16 protein-coding genes are annotated in these 16,625 nt (G+C 69.5%); 6 read left to right on the top strand and 10 right to left on the bottom strand.

The window, feature by feature from the left end; all coding sequences use genetic code 11:
• The first annotated feature begins 47 nt into the window (after window positions 1–47).
• A complete protein-coding gene (gene mgrA, locus ACIBB8_RS10405; RefSeq protein WP_398950480.1) occupies window positions 48–1,088 on the top strand; it encodes an L-glyceraldehyde 3-phosphate reductase in 1,041 nt (346 codons plus the stop codon).
• Between the two features lie 580 nt (window positions 1,089–1,668).
• Window positions 1,669–2,823 (top strand): winged helix DNA-binding domain-containing protein, encoded by a 1,155-nt coding sequence (locus ACIBB8_RS10400; RefSeq protein WP_398950478.1) that lies wholly within the window; start codon window positions 1,669–1,671, stop codon window positions 2,821–2,823.
• A gap of 118 nt (window positions 2,824–2,941) precedes the next feature.
• Here ACIBB8_RS10400 and ACIBB8_RS10395 read toward each other — a convergent pair whose 3' ends face one another.
• Window positions 2,942–3,721, bottom strand: a complete 780-nt coding sequence (locus ACIBB8_RS10395) for a class I SAM-dependent methyltransferase (RefSeq protein WP_398950477.1) — start codon at window positions 3,719–3,721, stop codon at window positions 2,942–2,944.
• Between the two features lie 88 nt (window positions 3,722–3,809).
• Window positions 3,810–4,613, bottom strand: a complete 804-nt coding sequence (locus ACIBB8_RS10390; RefSeq protein ID WP_398950534.1) for a prepilin peptidase — start codon at window positions 4,611–4,613, stop codon at window positions 3,810–3,812.
• A 113-nt stretch (window positions 4,614–4,726) separates the two neighbouring features.
• Between ACIBB8_RS10390 and ACIBB8_RS10385 the strand changes: the two genes are divergently transcribed.
• Window positions 4,727–5,098 (top strand): DUF192 domain-containing protein, encoded by a 372-nt coding sequence (locus ACIBB8_RS10385; protein WP_398950475.1) that lies wholly within the window; start codon window positions 4,727–4,729, stop codon window positions 5,096–5,098.
• Window positions 5,099–5,189: 91 nt separating this feature from the next.
• On the opposite strand, the gene ACIBB8_RS10380 is transcribed toward ACIBB8_RS10385, so the two are convergent.
• Window positions 5,190–5,597 (bottom strand): hypothetical protein, encoded by a 408-nt coding sequence (locus tag ACIBB8_RS10380; protein ID WP_398950473.1) that lies wholly within the window; start codon window positions 5,595–5,597, stop codon window positions 5,190–5,192.
• A gap of 564 nt (window positions 5,598–6,161) precedes the next feature.
• On the opposite strand from ACIBB8_RS10380, the gene ACIBB8_RS10375 reads away from it, so the two are divergent.
• The 3 genes from ACIBB8_RS10375 to ACIBB8_RS10365 are packed head-to-tail and all read left to right on the top strand — an operon-like array spanning window position 6,162 to window position 9,281.
• Window positions 6,162–8,192 (top strand): hypothetical protein, encoded by a 2,031-nt coding sequence (locus ACIBB8_RS10375; RefSeq protein ID WP_398950471.1) that lies wholly within the window; start codon window positions 6,162–6,164, stop codon window positions 8,190–8,192.
• Window positions 8,193–8,226: 34 nt separating this feature from the next.
• Window positions 8,227–8,811: a hypothetical protein gene (locus tag ACIBB8_RS10370; RefSeq protein WP_398950469.1), complete on the top strand. Its 585-nt coding sequence runs from the start codon at window positions 8,227–8,229 to the stop codon at window positions 8,809–8,811.
• A gap of 20 nt (window positions 8,812–8,831) precedes the next feature.
• Window positions 8,832–9,281 carry a DUF3592 domain-containing protein gene (locus tag ACIBB8_RS10365; protein WP_398950467.1) on the top strand — a complete coding sequence of 150 codons (450 nt, stop codon included), beginning with the start codon at window positions 8,832–8,834 and terminating at the stop codon, window positions 9,279–9,281.
• Window positions 9,282–9,493: 212 nt separating this feature from the next.
• Here ACIBB8_RS10365 and ACIBB8_RS10360 read toward each other — a convergent pair whose 3' ends face one another.
• The 7 genes from ACIBB8_RS10360 to ACIBB8_RS10330 all read right to left on the bottom strand — a co-directional run bounded on the left by ACIBB8_RS10360 (window position 9,494) and on the right by ACIBB8_RS10330 (window position 16,427).
• Window positions 9,494–10,012: a GNAT family N-acetyltransferase gene (locus ACIBB8_RS10360; protein ID WP_398950465.1), complete on the bottom strand. Its 519-nt coding sequence runs from the start codon at window positions 10,010–10,012 to the stop codon at window positions 9,494–9,496.
• Window positions 10,013–10,267: 255 nt separating this feature from the next.
• Window positions 10,268–10,999 carry an Imm52 family immunity protein gene (locus ACIBB8_RS10355; protein ID WP_398950463.1) on the bottom strand — a complete coding sequence of 244 codons (732 nt, stop codon included), beginning with the start codon at window positions 10,997–10,999 and terminating at the stop codon, window positions 10,268–10,270.
• Window positions 11,000–11,024: 25 nt separating this feature from the next.
• Entirely contained in the window at window positions 11,025–13,427 is a 2,403-nt protein-coding gene (locus ACIBB8_RS10350) for a Tox-REase-5 domain-containing protein (protein WP_398950461.1), read from the bottom strand.
• A 126-nt stretch (window positions 13,428–13,553) separates the two neighbouring features.
• Entirely contained in the window at window positions 13,554–14,147 is a 594-nt protein-coding gene (locus tag ACIBB8_RS10345; RefSeq protein WP_398950459.1) for a hypothetical protein, read from the bottom strand.
• Between the two features lie 359 nt (window positions 14,148–14,506).
• The gene (locus ACIBB8_RS10340; RefSeq protein ID WP_398950457.1) at window positions 14,507–15,379 is read right to left on the bottom strand and encodes an LLM class F420-dependent oxidoreductase; all 873 of its coding nucleotides are present in this window, start codon (window positions 15,377–15,379) and stop codon (window positions 14,507–14,509) included.
• 248 nt (window positions 15,380–15,627) lie between these two features.
• Window positions 15,628–16,137 (bottom strand): hypothetical protein, encoded by a 510-nt coding sequence (locus tag ACIBB8_RS10335; RefSeq protein ID WP_398950455.1) that lies wholly within the window; start codon window positions 16,135–16,137, stop codon window positions 15,628–15,630.
• On the bottom strand, window positions 16,134–16,427 hold the full coding sequence (locus tag ACIBB8_RS10330; RefSeq protein WP_398950453.1) for a hypothetical protein: 294 nt from the start codon (window positions 16,425–16,427) through the stop codon (window positions 16,134–16,136). Before ACIBB8_RS10330 ends, ACIBB8_RS10335 begins: the two co-directional genes overlap by 4 nt.
• Window positions 16,428–16,625 lie beyond the last annotated feature (198 nt).

Genomic DNA, 16,625 nt, shown 5'->3' with positions numbered 1-16,625 from the left:
CACCGGCCCAACCCAGCCTGTCACAAGTCCGTGATAAGGAGAGAAACGTGACTGATTCTTCTTTCTCCTACCGGGCCGCCGGTTCGCGCTACGACTCCATGGAGTACCGCCGCACCGGCCGCAGCGGCCTCAAGCTCCCCGCCGTCTCGCTCGGCCTGTGGCACAACTTCGGCGACGACCGCACCCTGGACTCCCAGCGGGCGATTCTGCGCCGCGCCTTCGACCTCGGCGTGACCCACTTCGACCTGGCCAACAACTACGGGCCGCCGCCCGGCTCCGCCGAGCTCAACTTCGGCAAGCTCTTCCAGCAGGACTTCACCCCGTACCGTGACGAACTGATCATTTCAACCAAAGCCGGATACGAGATGCACCCCGGTCCGTACGGCGAATGGGGCTCCCGCAAATATCTGCTGTCGTCGCTCGACGCCTCGCTGAAGCGGATGCAGCTCGACTACGTCGACATCTTCTACTCGCACCGCTTCGACCCGGACACTCCGCTCGAGGAGACCATGGGTGCGCTGGCCTCCGCCGTACAGCAGGGCAAGGCGCTGTACGTGGGCGTCTCCTCGTACAACTCGGAGCAGACCGCCGAGGCGGCCGCGCTGCTCAAGGAGATGGGGGTGCCGGCCCTGATCCACCAGCCGTCCTACTCGATGATCAACCGCTGGACCGAGGACGACGGGCTGCTCGACACGCTGGAGGAGGCAGGCATGGGCTGTATCTCCTTCGTGCCGCTCGCCCAGGGGCTGCTCACGAACAAGTACCTGAAGGGCATCCCGGAGGGTTCGCGCGCCACCCAGGGCAAGTCCCTCGACCCGGATCTGCTCTCGGACGAGGTGATCCGCCGGCTGAACGGGCTGAACGACATCGCGCAGCGGCGCGGCCAGTCACTCGCTCAGCTGGCGCTCAACTGGGTGCTGCGGGACAGCCGGATGACGTCGGCCCTGATCGGCGCTTCGAGCGTGAAGCAGCTGGAGGAGAACGTCGCGGCGCTCGCCGGGCCGGCACTGTCGGCCGAGGAGCTGAAGGAGATCGACACCTTCGCCGTGGACACCGCCGGCACCAACATCTGGGCCGGCCGGGGCTGAGACCGACCGGCACATGGGGGGTGGGAGAAGGAGCGGGGCTGGGTGCGTGCAGCTGCAAGGCGGAGGAGGGAGCCGACGCGAAGGGGGTCCCCCCATGCCTTCAGGGCTATGGGGGAGTCGGTGACTGACGACAACGCCGCAGATGTGCGTGCCCAGCCCCGCGACACCGCCTCCCATGGGCCGGTCGGGCTGAGAGTCCGTTCTTCGCCGGACGGGTACAAAAAACGGGCCGGTCCGTGGGGGGGGGGATACGGACCGGCCCGAGGGGGGGTTTCCACCATAACCCTTCGTGAGTGATGCTGCGTGCCACGCCACTCGACAATTACTCTCCGAATTCGCTGGACTCCGGTCCGAGCACGGCGCCCGGGGGCGGATGAGGGGGATGAGGCGGGTGGGCTGCCGGAGGCGTCGGCTTGACGCCGGCCCCCCGCCAGGGGCCGGTGACCGCCCTCCGGCTTCACGCAGCCGGAACCAGGACCAGCGCCGTCGCGCCGATCAGGACCGCAGCTGTGTGTCTCACAGAGGTCATGGGGCGAATAGGGGACAGCCTCTGACCTGATGGGCCGCTAGATTCCGCATCATGACGACCCGAGCAGCAACCGTGACCTGGACCGGGGCGAACGCCCGCCGGATCGAGCGCCAGGGCCTCTCCGCCCCCCTGGCGGCCTCCCCCGCGGACGCCGTGGCGGCGATGCTTGCCGCACACGCGCAGGTGCGGTCCGCCGCCGAGCTGTCCGTCGGGCTGCGGCTGACGGGCGGTACGTGTGCCGACGTACGCACCGCGCTGTGGACCGACCGCACCCTGGTCAGGACGTACGGGCCGCGCGGCACCGTACATCTGCTGCCTGCGGCCGAATTACCGATGTGGACCGGCGCGTTGTCCCAAGTTCCCACCGGGGCCGGTCCGCTCCGGGAGGACGTCCGGATGAGTCCTGGGCAGACCGACGAGGTCCTGGCGGCGATCGGCGACGCGCTGACGGGCGCCGAGCTGACGATCGACGAGCTGTCCGACGCGGTGGTCGCCCGCACGGGTCCGTGGGCCGGGGACCGGGTGATACCCGCGTTCCAGGGGCTGTGGCCGCGCTGGCGGCAGGTGATGCATCTGGCGGGCCACCGCGGTGTGCTGTGCTTCGCCCCGGACCGGGGCCGCAAGGTCACGTACACCAACCCGGGCGCCATCGCGCTCGACGGTCCGACGGCGCTCGCCGGACTCGTGCGGCGCTATCTGTACGCGTACGGCCCCGCCACCCCTGCGCACTTCGCCAGATGGCTCGCAGCGCCGACCAGGTGGGCCGTGTCCCTCTTCGCGGAGCTGGCCGGGAACGGGGCGATCGAAGAGGTGGCGTACGAGAGCGGCGGTACGGCGTGGCTGGTGGCGGGCGACACCGGATTCCCCGCCGGACCGGCGCGCGGGGTGCGGCTGCTCCCCTATTTCGATGCGTTCGCCATCGCGTCCCAACCGCGCGAGCGGCTCTTCCCGGGCGCGGCGTACGAGCGCGCGCTGGCACGCGGTCAGGCGGGGAACTTCCCCTTGCTGCTGATCGACGGAACGGTCGCCGGGGTCTGGCACCAGCGCCGCTCGGGTCGCCGGATCACGGTGACCGTGGAGCCGCTGTCCCCGCTCACCGCTGTACAGCTGCGGGGGCTGGAGGAACAGGTGGAGCGGGTGGGGACGGTGCTGGGAGGAACGACGGAGCTGACGGTCGGGAAGGTGACGGTGGGGCCGCACGCGTAGGACCTGCCTCACCTCGCCGCGCTCGTCCCGACGGTCCTCGGTGCGGGTGACCGTCCACCCGCCCGCGGGCGGTTCCGGCAGCTGCGGCAAGGAGGAGGGTGCGGGCGGCGCTGACCGCCTACCGCGGCTTTCGGGCTTCGATCAGGAAGCGGGTGGTGTGCGCGACGAACGGCCCCTCGGTCTCGATGAGGTGGTGCAGGGCAGCCAGCTGCGGCCGGTACTGCTCGACCGTGAAGCCGGGCACCATCCAGATCACCTTCCGCAGGAAGTAGACGACGGCGCCGATGTCGAAGAACTCGGTACGCAGCGTCTCCAGCCGCAGATCGACGACCTCCAGCCCGGCCGCCTCGGCCTCGGCGCCGGCCCGTTGCGGGTCGCGGGCGCCGCGCACCTCGGGCGGCTGCGGGCCGAGGAAGTACTCGACGAGTTCGAAGACGCTCGCCGGACCGACCTGCTGCGAGAAGTACGTGCCGCCGGGTCGCAGGACGCGTGCGATCTCCGTCCACCAGGTGGTCACCGGGTGACGGCTGGTCACCAGGTCGAAGGCGGCGTCCCCGAACGGCAGCGGCGGCTCGTCCGCATCGGCGACCACGACGACGCCGAGCGGGTGCAGGCGGGCGGTGGCGCGGGCGATGTTCGGCGGCCAGGACTCGGTGGCGACGGTGAGCGGAGGCAGCTTCGGGGTGGAGGCGAGGACCTCGCCGCCGGTCTGGATGTCGAGGGCGGCGTGGGCCCGGCCCAGCCGCTCCCCCATGGCGCGCGCGTAGCCCCAGGAGGGGCGTTGTTCGGTGGCCCGGCCGTCGAGCCAGGAGAAGTCCCAGCCGTCGACGGAGACGGCAGCGGCCTCGGCCACGAGTGCGTCGAAGCGCGCGCGTTCCTCTTCGGGTGTTCCAGGCATACGGGGAGGGTGTCACCGGTGCGCCCGCGGCCGCGACCGGATTCCGGGTCCCCCGTTCCCGGCGGTCCGTGAGCGGTACGGGAGGCCGTCAGACGGCGAGACCGCCCAACAGGATCCCGAGCAGGGCGCCCCCGATCATGAACGGCCCGAACGGGATGCCCGTCTTGCGCCCGGCCCGTCGCAGGATCATCAGCCCGAACCCGTACACCGAACCGAACACGAACCCGGCGAAGCCTCCCGCGCAGACGATCGCCCACCCGTACCAGCCGAGGGCCACGCCCAGCGACAGGGCGAGCTTGACGTCGCCGAAGCCCATCCCGTTCGGGTTGATCAGGAAGAGCAGGAGGTAGAAACCGCCGAGCGTGAGCCCGCCGAGCAGCGCGGAGGTCCACGATCCGGCATGCTCCGGAAGCAGCGCCGCACCGCCCAGGAGCAGCGCGGCCGCGCCGGCGAGCGGCAGCGTCAGCTGGTCGGGCAGCCGGTGGACGCGGCGGTCGATGGTGGCGAGAAGCACGGCGACAGGGGCGAGCAGCAGCCAGACGACGAGCTCGGGGCGGAGTCCGGTGGCCGCGGCCAGGGCGGTGCAGCCGAGGGCGGTCACGACGGGGGCGAGGAGGGAGGGGGTGTAACGCTCGGCCGTTCTCCCGGCGTCACCACTGCCCGCATCGGGCACGGAAGCGACGACCGCCGCCGCCCGCGGAGCCGTCCGTACCCCGGCACACGCAGCGCACCGGGGAGAACCGAGCCAGCCGCGGGCCACCCCGCTGAAGGGGTGACCGGCGGGGCAGGTGTCCCGCCATGCGTCGTCCGGTTCGACCGAGAACCGGTAGGCGGCGCGAGGGATCAGCAGTCCGGTCGCGGCGCCCCAGAGCGCGGCGACCCCCAGCAACATGGCGAACACGGAACCGACCCTAGGCCGGTGGACGCGCACGGGTCATGGGTCCAGGGGCCCACTGCGTACGGTTCCGGGCCCAGCGGCGGTCACCGGGCGCTACCTTCGTGGCCATGGGTCAATGGCGCAATGGAAACGGGATGTTGACGGTCACGGACCGGGAGGGCGGGCCGGAGCAGGAGGTGCCGCTGCGGATCGCCGCCTCGTACCTGGCGCGGTCCAAGGGGCTCCTCGGTCAGGACGGGATCGACGGGGCGCTGATGATCACCCCGTGCGGGAGTGTGCATACGTTCCGGATGCGGTTCGCGATCGATGTGGCGTACCTGGACCGGAAGTTCAACGTCGTGGCGGTCCACACGATGAAGCCTGGGCGGCTCGGGATGGTGCGGCTGCGGTCGCGGCACGTGATCGAGTCGGAGGCCGGGACGATGGAGAAGTGGGGGCTGCGGCCGGGGGCCCGGGTGCGGGTCGTCCAGACCTCCTGACGCGGGGACTTGGGCCAGGAGGTCCGGGGAGATCTGCTTCGCCGCCGCGCCGGGCCCGGTCCGGGCGGTCGCGGCGGGTGAGGGATACGGCTCAGGAGGCCGGGCGGCGGGTGCCCAGGCCGCGGCCGACGAGCGGGGTCACCGTGCGGATCAGTTTCAGCTGGGTGGAGCGCAGGACCTTCACTGTCGTGTCGTCGGACCAGCCGGTGGTCGTGGACCATTCGTATCCCGAGCCGACCACCTCGCTGGCGAACGCCAGTTCCGTCGCGAGCAGGGCCCGCGCCCAGTCCATCGGTTCCAGAGGCTCCTTGGCCGCAAGCGCCGTACGGATCCGGGCGCCTCGCCGGTTCAGGTCGTCCGCGTCGTCGAATCCCATGGCCACGGCGAACTCCTCCGTGCACCGCGCGGGGCCGCTCCACTCGATCAGGCCCTGTTGCAGGAGCCGGGACTCCTCATCGGTCAGCGTCAGCTGTTCCGCCGTCTGCGCGCCAGTCGTCACCCTTCCACCCTTCCGGGAGCCCGCCCGGCCCCGCGGTCGTTGTGCGTGCGTGGGTGCCGGCGGAACCTTCAGAACCTCAGGGACGCGACGCTAACCACCCGTCGACGAGGCCGTCTTGGGCCCGAGGGCTCATGCCGGGGCCCAGCCGGAGCCGCCCTGCAAGCGTCGCGACGGTCGTTCCCCGGGTCCCGTGGCCGCCGGGATCGACTGCCGGAGCCTAGGGCGTGTTCTGAGTTCCCCGCCTGCGCCCCGACGCCCGGCACGCACACTCGCCGCACGGCCCCGCAGGACAGGTGGCTCCGCCACATGACCTGCGACACCGCACGCCGATCGCACGCACCGACCACCGCTGCGCCCGCGCTTCGCGCGAACAACGGGGAACTCAGAACAGGCCCTAACCCGCATTACAGGTCGCCGAATTCGCCGCCACCGCTGCGCACTTGGGCCCGACTTTGGGGCCAAGGACCCAGGTCACAAGGCCAGTTCGCCCGTACGCTCACGCCACACCCGAGGTTCAGTCAGCGGGGGACGAGCAGACCGAGTGAGCGTCGGAGAGGGAGAGCCGTGAGCAGTGGTGGGGGCTGGGGACACGGAAGCGCGGGCCATATGCCGCCGGGGCAGGGTCCCGGCCGTCCGGGTGGTGGTGGCCCCGGCTGGGCCGGCGGAGCCCGGAGCGGCGGCGGTGCGTTCTTTCCGCTGACGCGCAGTTGGGCCATCGGCGCCCTCGTCTACATCGTCGCCGGCTTCCTGGTGAGCCGCGGGCTGGTGGAGACCCTCGCCACCGGCGTGCGGCTCGAGGAGTTCACCTGGCGGCTGGGTCTGCTGCATGTGCCCAGCGTCATCACCACTTTGCTCACCGTCCTGTCCGCCGCCCGCGTCCTGCCCGAGGAGTTTCGGGAGTCCCGCCCGGTGTATCTGGCCGCCGCCCTGGGTGTGCCGGTCGCCGGACTCGCGTACGGCCTCTTCGTTTCGTGGCATCTCGTCGGCGTCGAGGGCGTGTTGATGCCGCTCGTGGTGCTGGTCACCGGTTCGGCCGCCGGGCTGGCCGTCGACCGGCTGCTGGAGGAGGACGACAGCACGGAGTCCGTCACCCCGAACTCGTACTCATGGCGGGACAGCGGTGCCACCGCCATGGAGTACCTCGGGGTGATCATCCTCGTCGTCACGATGATCGGCGCGATGGCGATGGCCGGTGTCGGCGGTCAGATCGGCGAGCGGATCCGGTGTGCGATCAGTTCGCTCGGTGGCGGCAGTGGGGGGTGCACCACCGGTGGCAACAACCCGGTCGCGAAGCCGAAGACGGATGCCGACTACGAGCCCAAGCTCTGCCAGATCTCCAGCGTCTCCGAAACGGTCGGCGACAAGGTCAAGATCGGCTGGTTCGAGTGGGGCAACGAGTACGGCTTCCAGCAGAAGGTCAGCCAGGCCAAAACGGATGTGAACGGGGACGGCAAGGTCGACGAGAACGACAAGCTGGTCTACATGACGTTCACGGACGCCGCATCCGTCGGCGTCAACGCCAGCACCCCCGGCTTCAAGCTCGGCAAGCTGGGCAAGGCGGATATCGACGTCGGCGGCGGCGTCAAGATCACCAACGGTGACACCTGGGTCTTCAAGAGCGAGGAGGACGCCAAGAAGATGCGGGAAGACATCGAGGAAATGAAGATGTGGGAGGCCTCCACGAAGTACAGCGGCGCCTACGGCGGCAACTGGTACTCGGGGATGAAGTGGGCGGACAAGAAGAAGGACGTCGAGAAGCAGATCGGCAACAAGAAGATCTCCTACTCGACGATCGGCCTCAATGTGTACGCGGACGGCGGTCTCAACATCAGCGCGGGCGACGAGTCCAAGCTCAGCGCGAAGCTCGGCGGCAAGGTCAAGTTCTCCCCCGAGGTGACCATCTCGAAGGACGACGTCAACGGCAACGAGTCGTACACGTACACCGCCAAGCTCGAACTGGAGGGCAAGACCAGCGGTTCGGCCGGGCCGCTCACCGGTACGGCCGGGGCGAAGGACACCCGTACCGGGGCCATCACCGTCACCCGTGACCAGAAGACCGGCAAGATCGTCCGTATCGACATGACGAAGACGGTCGAGACGGGCTCCACGTCCGACAAGGGCGAGGCCAAGGGCGACAACGGCAAGAAGGACGGCGACAAGCGCGGCGGCAAGGCGGGCGCCACCGACTCGTCCGGCGACACGGGCATCGAGATCCAGACGAACTCGATCGTCTTCGGCAAGGACACCGACAAGGCGACCGAGGACAAGCGGGCCATCGCCGAGCAGTGGCTGGACGGCAGCGGCAACAACACCGCTCCGTTCGAGTACATGTTCGGCGACAAGTCGCTTCAGCAGAAGCCCGACGGAACCGACCCGTTCGAGCAGATGATGTTCCAGGACGGTCTGTCGAGCACGATGCAGTACCACGGCGAGACGGACGCCCAGGAGTTCGGCTTCGAGGTCTCGCTCGGCATGAGCCTCGGGTTCTCCCTCTCGGACGAGCACAAGAAGGAGAATCTGACGAACGCGCAGTTCCTCGGAGCTCCGCAGGGCGACAAGCGCACGTTCCTCCCGTACAGCTACTGCGCGAAGTGAGCCCCGTACGCAGCACCCCGCACAACGAAAGGCGATGACGGCAGTGAGGAAGTCCCGGACGTCCGGCGCGGTTGTTGCCGCCGCCCTCGGTCTCACCCTGCTCACCGGCTGCGGCTCCTCGGACGCCGCCGCCGTCCCGGACGGCTGGGGCACGCTCGACACCAAGAGCGTGTCCGTCGGCTACCCCGAGGACAAGGGCTACAAGGAGCAGTCCGCCGCCGACCGCAACAAGAACAACGCGGCCGTCGCGCTCAAGGAGAAGGGCGGGCTGCGCACCGGGATGGTCTCGGTCCAGCTCGACTTCGCGACCGGCATCGACGACGCGGGCGAGGCCGCCTCCGCGGCGGGCGCGGGCATCGGCCTCGGTGCCACCCGCAAGGGCACCACCGACGTGCGGCTCGCGGGCGAGGAGAGCGCCCGCGAGGCGCGTCGGATCGACTACGAGTTCACGTCGTCCGGCAAGGAGCAGACGCCGGCGAGCGGCACCCGGATGACGGGGGTCGTGGTGGCGGGAGTCGATTCGAAGCACGTACCGTTCGCCATCCGGATCAATGCGGTGAAGGGCTCGCTGAGCGCTCAGGACCTCGACGCGTTCGTGGACTCGATCACCGTGAAGTAGCGGGTGGAGGACAGGCGTTCATGGATGTACTGCCCGGCGGGACCGCCACGTTCCTGCTGCTCTTCGGCCTGTTCCTCGGTGCGTTCGCCGTACGGTCGGCGCTGCGGCTGAGCCGCGTGCTGAGCCTGGTGCGGCACGGGGAGCGGGCCGAGGGGCGGTGCGCGGAGCGCCGGGTCGTGGACCGGGGGGCGGACCGGGAGCGGAGCTATGCGACGGAGTACGTGTTCGCGTTCCGCACGCTCGACGGCCGCGAGGTCGAGTTCGTCGACCATGCGCCGGGCCCCTTCGGTTTCGAGGTCGGGGCGCCGGTCCGGGTCTCGTACGATCCGGCGGACCCGGAGAGGCGCGCCACGGTCGCCGGGCCGCGGGCCTGGGGTCCGGTGCTGATGCCCGCGGTGTTCGCGGTGGTGCCGGGGGTGTTCGCGGTGGGGCTGCTGGTCGGGTTCGCGGCGATGCGGGGCTGGCTCTGACAGCGGCCGTCCGGACCGGCCGTCCGGCCTCATGTGGGCGCGCGTATCCACCCCGCCGGCGGCGACACACCGCCCCCGGGTGCGGCACCCCACTTCCCCGATGTACGAGCGCGCCCGTCGAAGGAATGCGTCGCGCTGTGCGCGTCTCCGCGTCACTGTCGTACCGGGAACACCCGTGTTCAGGTGTCCAGGGCGACAGAGTGAGGGCGCTGTCACGGCATGGAGCGTCGGTACCGTAGCTCCGTAACGGCCGTGTCGCCGTACATGTCGCTCTCGACCGCACCATCTGCTGCATAGCCGGCGCCGGCGTAGAACTTCCGCGCGCGTGAGTTGTCCCGCAGCACCCACAACTGCAGAGTGGCGAACCGCCGGGCCGAAGCATGGCGGTGCACGTCGTCGAGCAGGGCGCGACCGATTCCCCTGCCCATCAGCGTGGGCTCAACGTAGAGGGCATACACCTCACCGGCATCCATGGCGTCTGTCTCACCCCGGTAAGGGCCGAAGCAGACCCAGCCGACGGGAACGTCGTCCTCGTCGACGGCCACCAAGTCCACCACCTTGCCCCGCGAGGAGGCGAAACCCGCCCTGCGCTGCTGAGCGTCGTTCTCAGCGGACATTCGGTCCAAAAAGGCTTGGGGGATGATGCCGGCATAAGCGGACCGCCAGCCCCGCACCCGCAAGGCCGCTACGGCGTCTATGTCGGCCTCGCCCATCTCTCGAATTCTCACCATCGCAACACCATAAACACTTCTTCCAGACGGGCGTGAGCCGTTCCGGTTCGAAGGGAGTGGGGTCATTTCCGAACCCAGAGCGGTTCAGTGGGGGGAGACCCCGTGGATACAGTTCGTGAGTGCGGTCCCTGGGTGTGGCGTGAGATGGACCGGGGCCGGGGGAGAGACCTCGCAGCACGCTCACACCTGACAGGGAAGACGGCTGTCTGTTCAGGGGTGGCGGTCAGCAGTCCTGCGGCACGACCTGCCGAAGCACTACTGGAACGTGGCCCGGTCGAACGGCACCGTCAGCGGCTCCAGTGCCCCGGCTGCCAGCAGTTGCCTGTTCACGTCGGTGATCGTCTCGATGCCGGGCAGCTCCGTGCCACCGCGCGTGAGATCGACGACCAGGCCGCCATCTGTCGTACGGGTGTACGTCCCCGGCAGACCCTCCGGTACGCGGTCAGCCCGGCCCGGCGACAGATACACCGACCGGCCGGCGCGCGGGGCGCCGGCCCGGAGCCCGAACTCCGTCTTCACCGCACGGAACTCTTCCCTGCTGTACGCCTCGCCCCAGTCCGGGCCCCAGCAGGAGACGAGCGCCTCCAGAACGTCCGTGGACCGCCGCACCAGTTCCGGCGCGTCGTCCGCGGCCGAGACGAGCCCCACCACGCACGAGTCGGGTACGCGGTTCGCCGATCCCCCCGCGGTGATGGAGACGGTCACCTTCACCGTCTCCAGCCGTCCCGACCACAGGGACGCGGTGTAGCCGATGTACGGGGCGTCCGGGTCCGGGTTGGTGCGCAGGAGGTACTCCGTCAGGGCGGGCGCGCCGAGCCCGACCGGCGGTGCCGTCGGGTCGTCCTCCGCCTCCGCCGCCCGCCAGGTCCCGCAGGCATCGGCGTCGATGCCGCCGAGGGTACGGAGCAGGCGCCCCCAGCGCTCGGCGAGTTCCTGCGGGTCCTCCTTCCGGACGCCCCACAGCCCGTGGACCGTGACATTCAGCAACGGGGTCTCCTCTCACGCTGCCCGGTCAGGGCTTCACCGGGGTGTGCACCACAGTAATGTCGAGGCCCCTGTCGTCGAACATCTCCTGCGTGGCCCTGGCCACGTCGGGGTCCGACATGTGCCAGACCACGGGCTTTCCGCGCGCGGCGTCGAGCTGCCGTGTCGCCTGCTGCACCCAGCGGTTGGTCGCCAGGCTGGTGAGCTGGCCCGTCGCCTCGTTGTAGAACCGGGTGCCGCGGTAGCCCCACTTCGTCTCGATGTACGTCTGGTTCGCGGAGTCCCAGCCGTCGAACTCGACGGGCTTGCCGTCCATCTTGTCGAGCGGGACCTCGTACTCCTTGCCGCGTTTCACGCCGGAGACCTGCTCCTGGTAGCGGGCGCCCATCTCCTGCGGGTAGGCGTACGTGTCGGCGCTCTTCGACTTCCACTTGCCGTCGCCGAGGTCCTTGGTGCCCGCCCGCGGGTTCTTGAGCTGGTCGTACCAGGACGGCTTCTCCATCTTCGCGAGCCGCTTCCGTTCGGCCTCGCGCTTGGCGTCCTTGGCCGCCTTGTCGGCTTCGTCCGCGTCCTTCTTCGCCTGCTTGGCCGCCTCGACCTCTTCGGGTGTGGCCTCGCAGCCCTCGGCGCGGAAGCTGGTGGGGAAGGTGGCGTATCCGGCGTACGCGGTCCGTGTGACGCCGGTAGTCGTCGTCCGTGTCGTCGTGGCTGTCGTCGCGCCGGCCGTCGTGCGTACGGAGGCCGTGGTGACCGTGGTGACACCCGGCCGGATGCCCGTACGGCCGAGGGGGCCCGCGCCGATCGGGCAGCCCTTGCTCTCGACCTTCTTCTCCAGGTCGTCGGCGTGCTGACGCGCCTCCTTCGCCGCCTTCTCGGCTCCGCCCACATCGCCGGCCTTGGCGAACTTCCTGGCCTTGGAGGCGGCTTCCGACGCCTTCTGGGCCAGCTCACCGATCTTGCCGAGCTTCCCGAGCTTGCCCAGCTTTCCGACCTTGCCGATCAGCTTGGCTTCGCCGTAGCCGGGGATGAAGAGCGAGCCGACGTTCCAGAGACCGGTGCCGATCGCCTGGCCCTCGTTGCCGTTCTTCCACATGTCACGGACTTCGTCGCCGATGAACATGTCGTCGAGGACCTTCACGCCCGTGCCGCCGGACGCCTTGCTCCAGTCCCAGACGGCGCCCAGGTAGTCGCCCTTGGACCACTTGTCGCCCGCGCCCTTGGAATCCTCGGCCCACTTGTCGCCGAGGCTCTTGCCGTAGTCCTTCAGGCCGTCCCACGCCTTGACGGGGTGAATGATCGTGTCGAAGGTGCCGGTGACATCGCCCCACAGGCCGTCGCCGACCAGGCCCGTGAAGAAGCCGCCGGTCTGGTGGGCGGCGCACGAGAAGAACGCTCCGACGCCGGAGGTGCAGCTCTCGTCGTCCTTCTTGTCCTGGCTGCCGTCGTAGTTGCCGTAGTCGGCGTCCGGGCCCTCGGTGGGGTCCATGTCGTCGCCGCCCTGGTCGACGTCGCCGTCCTGGGTGGTGGTGTCGGTGCCGCCCGAGCCGGTGGTCCCGCCGTTCCCGCCGGTGCCACCGGATCCGCCCGAGGCGCCGGAGCCCTCGGTGGAGCCGCCCGAGCCGTTGGTTCCGCCCGACGCGTCGGAGCCTCCCGAGTCCGACCCGCCGGAGTCCGAACCCCCGGACGCGGCCGACCCGCCCGAGCCCGTGCCCCCGCCGGCGACCGCGCCGCCCGAGTCCCTGCCCCCACCGGTCGTGCCGCCCCCGGCCTCCACGTCGCCCGGTGCCGGGCACGCGCTGTCGGTCAGCTGGCAGATCGCGCTCCGGATCTCCCCGGTCAGCTGGGCACCGATCCCCGTCGCCACGAGCCCGCCGATGAGGGCCACGACCACCAGGACCAGCCCCAGGTACTCCATGGCGGTCTGGCCGCCGTCCCGGCGCCACTTGATCATCCGGGCGACACTGAACGGCCGGTGCGGCTGCCGCCGCTCCAGAGGGAGTTCGAACCAGTCGCGGGAGGACGGACGCATCAGCAGGACGACGATCACGACCGGCATCACCAGCTGTGTCGCCCCGCGCCCGCCGCCCGCGCCCAGCGTCGCCAGCGCGCCGAGAGTGAGCCAGATGTGGACGGCGAGGAGCCCGCGCCAGATCCAGATGCCGCCGGTACGCAGGTACAGCGAGAGGACGAAGGCGGAGACGCTCGGCAGTGCCGCGTACAGCAGCAGTCCGATCAGCCTTCCGTCGACCTCGTTGATCGACGACGCCACGGTGAGCACACCGATGCCGCCCAGGACCGCGAAGACGAACAGCGTCCGGACGAGAATCAGCACCGCCTGCAGCGGGCGCGGCAGCGACTGCCTGCCGGAACGGGCCAGAAAGACGCCGCCGGCGCCACCGCCCGGAACTGCTATTCCACCTGTGCCGGACACGACGAGTCCCCCAACTTGTCGGCACGTGACCAGACTTGGGCCACTTCACTTATCCGACCACATCGTCCCGTCCAGGGCATGGGCCCCAGGACCCAAACCCGGCCCCGAGTTCCCGGTCTGCGCGCCCTACCTGCTGGGGACCTCGCTCCCGAACAGCATCCACGGCGACTGCTCGAAGGACGTCACACGTGACAACTGCGGCTGCATATCGGCGATCTCATGCCGCACGGCAAGCGTGTCGGGCCAACTGTCGAAGATGGTGGTGCCGTTGACGATGACCGCCCGCCAGTCGCTCGCCGCCGACGCGCCCTCCCGGTCGACCACGAAACCGATGCAGAGCAGGGACGCCCTGCCGATCGCCTCCCTGATCGCGCGTACGGCCACTTCCTGCTCGTCCCGGGACAGCCAGTCCAGCCCGAATTCGAGGGAGACGATGCCGTCCCGTGTGCGGCGGAGGCGCACACGGATCTCCGCGCCGCGCGTCACCCAGAGCAGGAATCCGATCTCGTCGAGCCGCTGCAGGCCCGCCAGGAGCGCGAGCTGCTCCCTGGTCACCCAGGACTGGGTCATCACCGGCTCGGATCCCGGGGTGACGAGGGTGATGCGCCGGGTGGTGGGGTGGGTGAGCCGCAGTCCAGCCGCATCGAGGTCACCGAGCAGTGACTCGGCATCGGGGCGACTCCAGCCAAGGTGGTACGAGTAGAAAAATCCGTCACTCATCGACGCTTCACCTCATCGGTGTGGGGGCACCTCGCCGGTACGAATGGAGCGTGAAGTTCTCCGTGCGCGCGGGCATGCCGGATTGCCGCTTCGGGGCGGCGTCGTCACATGCCTCACGGTTGGTCGTGCACGAGCGTAATGAGCACGCCGGAACGGAGCTTGGGCCCACGGACCCAAGTCGGCCCCAAAGGCGGTACGGGGATCGACCTGGGCGTTTTCTCCGTTCGGGTCAGCCCCCATGCAGCCCGGCAATCCCCCGGTATCAGCCGGTGCCCCGGGCCTGGCCTTGCGGACCCGCCCCCAGGTTGACCGGTCGGTCCTGGAACGGGTGACTCCGGGGCAGGCCGCGTCACCGGGCTCTACTGGCCGATCGTGGCGAGCCTGGGCACGATGCGCGCGACAAGCTGTTCGGCGAAGCTGACCGGGTGCCGGTCCGGCAGCACCTGGACCGCGCTGATGCCGAGCTCCGCGTACGCCTCGACGTCGGCGAGAAACGCATCGGTCTCGTCCAGGACCGGCCTGTTGAACATCACGGTCTTCTCGATGACGTCGTAGTCGCGCCCCGCCGCCGCGCAGTGCTCCCGCAGAACGTCGAGCTTGTGGGCCACCTCGTCGACGTCGGTGGCGAACAGGTTGCACGCGTCCGCGTACCGGGCGACCAGCCGCAGCGTCTTCTTCTCGCCCCCGCCGCCGATCATGATCGACGGCCGCTCCCCGATCGGCTCCGGCACGCAGAGCGTCTCGGCCAGCTTGTAGTGCCGCCCGTCGTACGGGCCGTCCTCCTCGCTCCACATCTGCAGACAGATCTGGAGCGTCTCCTCCAGCCGCTCGAACCGCTCCGCCACCGGAACGACCGGCACCCCGAGCCCGCGCTGCTCCCGCTCGTACCAGGAGGCGCCGAGCCCGAGCACCGCCCGGCCGCCGGAGAGCACGTCGAGGCTGGTGACGATCTTCGCGAGCAGGCCGGGGTGGCGGTACATCACGCCCGTGACCATCAGCCCGAGCGTCATCCGCTGGGTCAGCCCGGCCACGTACCCGAGGGTCGTGTACCCCTCCAGCATCGGTTCGTCCGCCGCGCTCTGCGGGGTCTCCATCTGGAAGTAGTGGTCCATCAGCGTGAACGACGCGACCCCGCCCTGGTCGGCGATCCGCGCCGACTCGGCGAGCGTGGGCGCGATGAGCGCGGGGTCGGCCGGCTGCGAGTAGTTCCAGTAGTGCAGACCGAGCTTCACATCCACTCCTCCACGCCGGACACCTTCGGCAACCTTGTGCAGTCCTCGTCACGTTAGGCGCATCCGGCCGTACAGGCACGACCTGTACGGCCGGACGGGTGCCGAGGCCTAGTACTACAGGCTAGATCTGAGTCATCTGGAGGCGCCCATACAGAGCGTTGCGGATCTCGTGGAGGGGGCGGCAAAGCGTTGATCGTCCGTGACCTTGCCGAAGGGGTCACGGGGCACCGGCGCCTGGCAGCACGGCGTCAGAATGCCTGTAGATAGACCCGAGCCTGATCGGCCTTGAATGCTTGGACGTAGATGTCGATCCACTGCACTTTCTTGCGACGGTCGTCCTTCACGCACGGAGGGCACACCCCTGTCGAGCGAACGCCCTTGAGCGTCTGCGGCTCGGGCAACCCGAGGTGTCCGAAGCGTTCTCCCTCCGGGGCGAAGTCCTTCTTCTGTGCCTTCAAAGGGACTTCGGAGTGCAGGTCTTCCGCGATGTCTTCGGCGTTCTTCTCGCTGGTGACAAAGGAGAGGAGATAGATGTCCTCCTGAGGATTGACCTGGACGGCGCCCTTGGCCTGCGTGGCTCCCTCGGGCACCGCCACGTTCATGAACGCGGACGCCTCGGTCGCGCCCGCCTTCTTGTCCCAGTGCCAGTCACGTCCCTCGCCTGCGCGGCGATTGTTCATGTCCGAGCCGGAGCAGGAGGCAAGGAGAAGGACGGTTGCCAGCGCCGTGAAGAAGTGGGCGCCACGTCGGATATTCAACGGTTCTCCTCGTCACCGCGGGACACATCCCCGCGGGAACCTTCGCGGCCCTGGTCCGGCGGGCTCACCGTCGCGGACGTGTCACTGTTCAGGTCGTACGTATAGGTGGAGCTGCTGCCCCGCATGTCGAATTCCTGGGCGAGGCCCGTCTTGTGCAGACGGCCCATCTCGGAGTCCGGTATCTCTACGCCTCCAGGGAAGGTGGTCGACTTGCCGGCGTCCCAGTTGTACCGGTCCCACACGTTGGCCTGGTAGTCGAGCGAGACCCTCGGCGCATCACCTTCGGTCACGATTCCTCCCCCGAGCATGATTGCCACCTGGCAACTTTATGAGAGACACGTCTGCGGCAGTAAAGGTTCTCTGCGGCGAATGGGGTTCCGTTGGCTCAATACCGCCCCATTCACGAGGCCCAAGCCGACGGCGGCCTTGCCGAACCGGGTGCCGTCAGCGGCCTCCTCCGGGTGGAAGCCCTGGTGATCAAGAGCCCG

The organism is Streptomyces sp. NPDC051286 (assembly GCF_044455345.1).
Lineage (GTDB): Bacteria > Actinomycetota > Actinomycetes > Streptomycetales > Streptomycetaceae > Streptomyces.
Note: the sequence above shows the minus strand (reverse complement) of the source record. Positions and strands in the feature narration are given on the sequence as shown.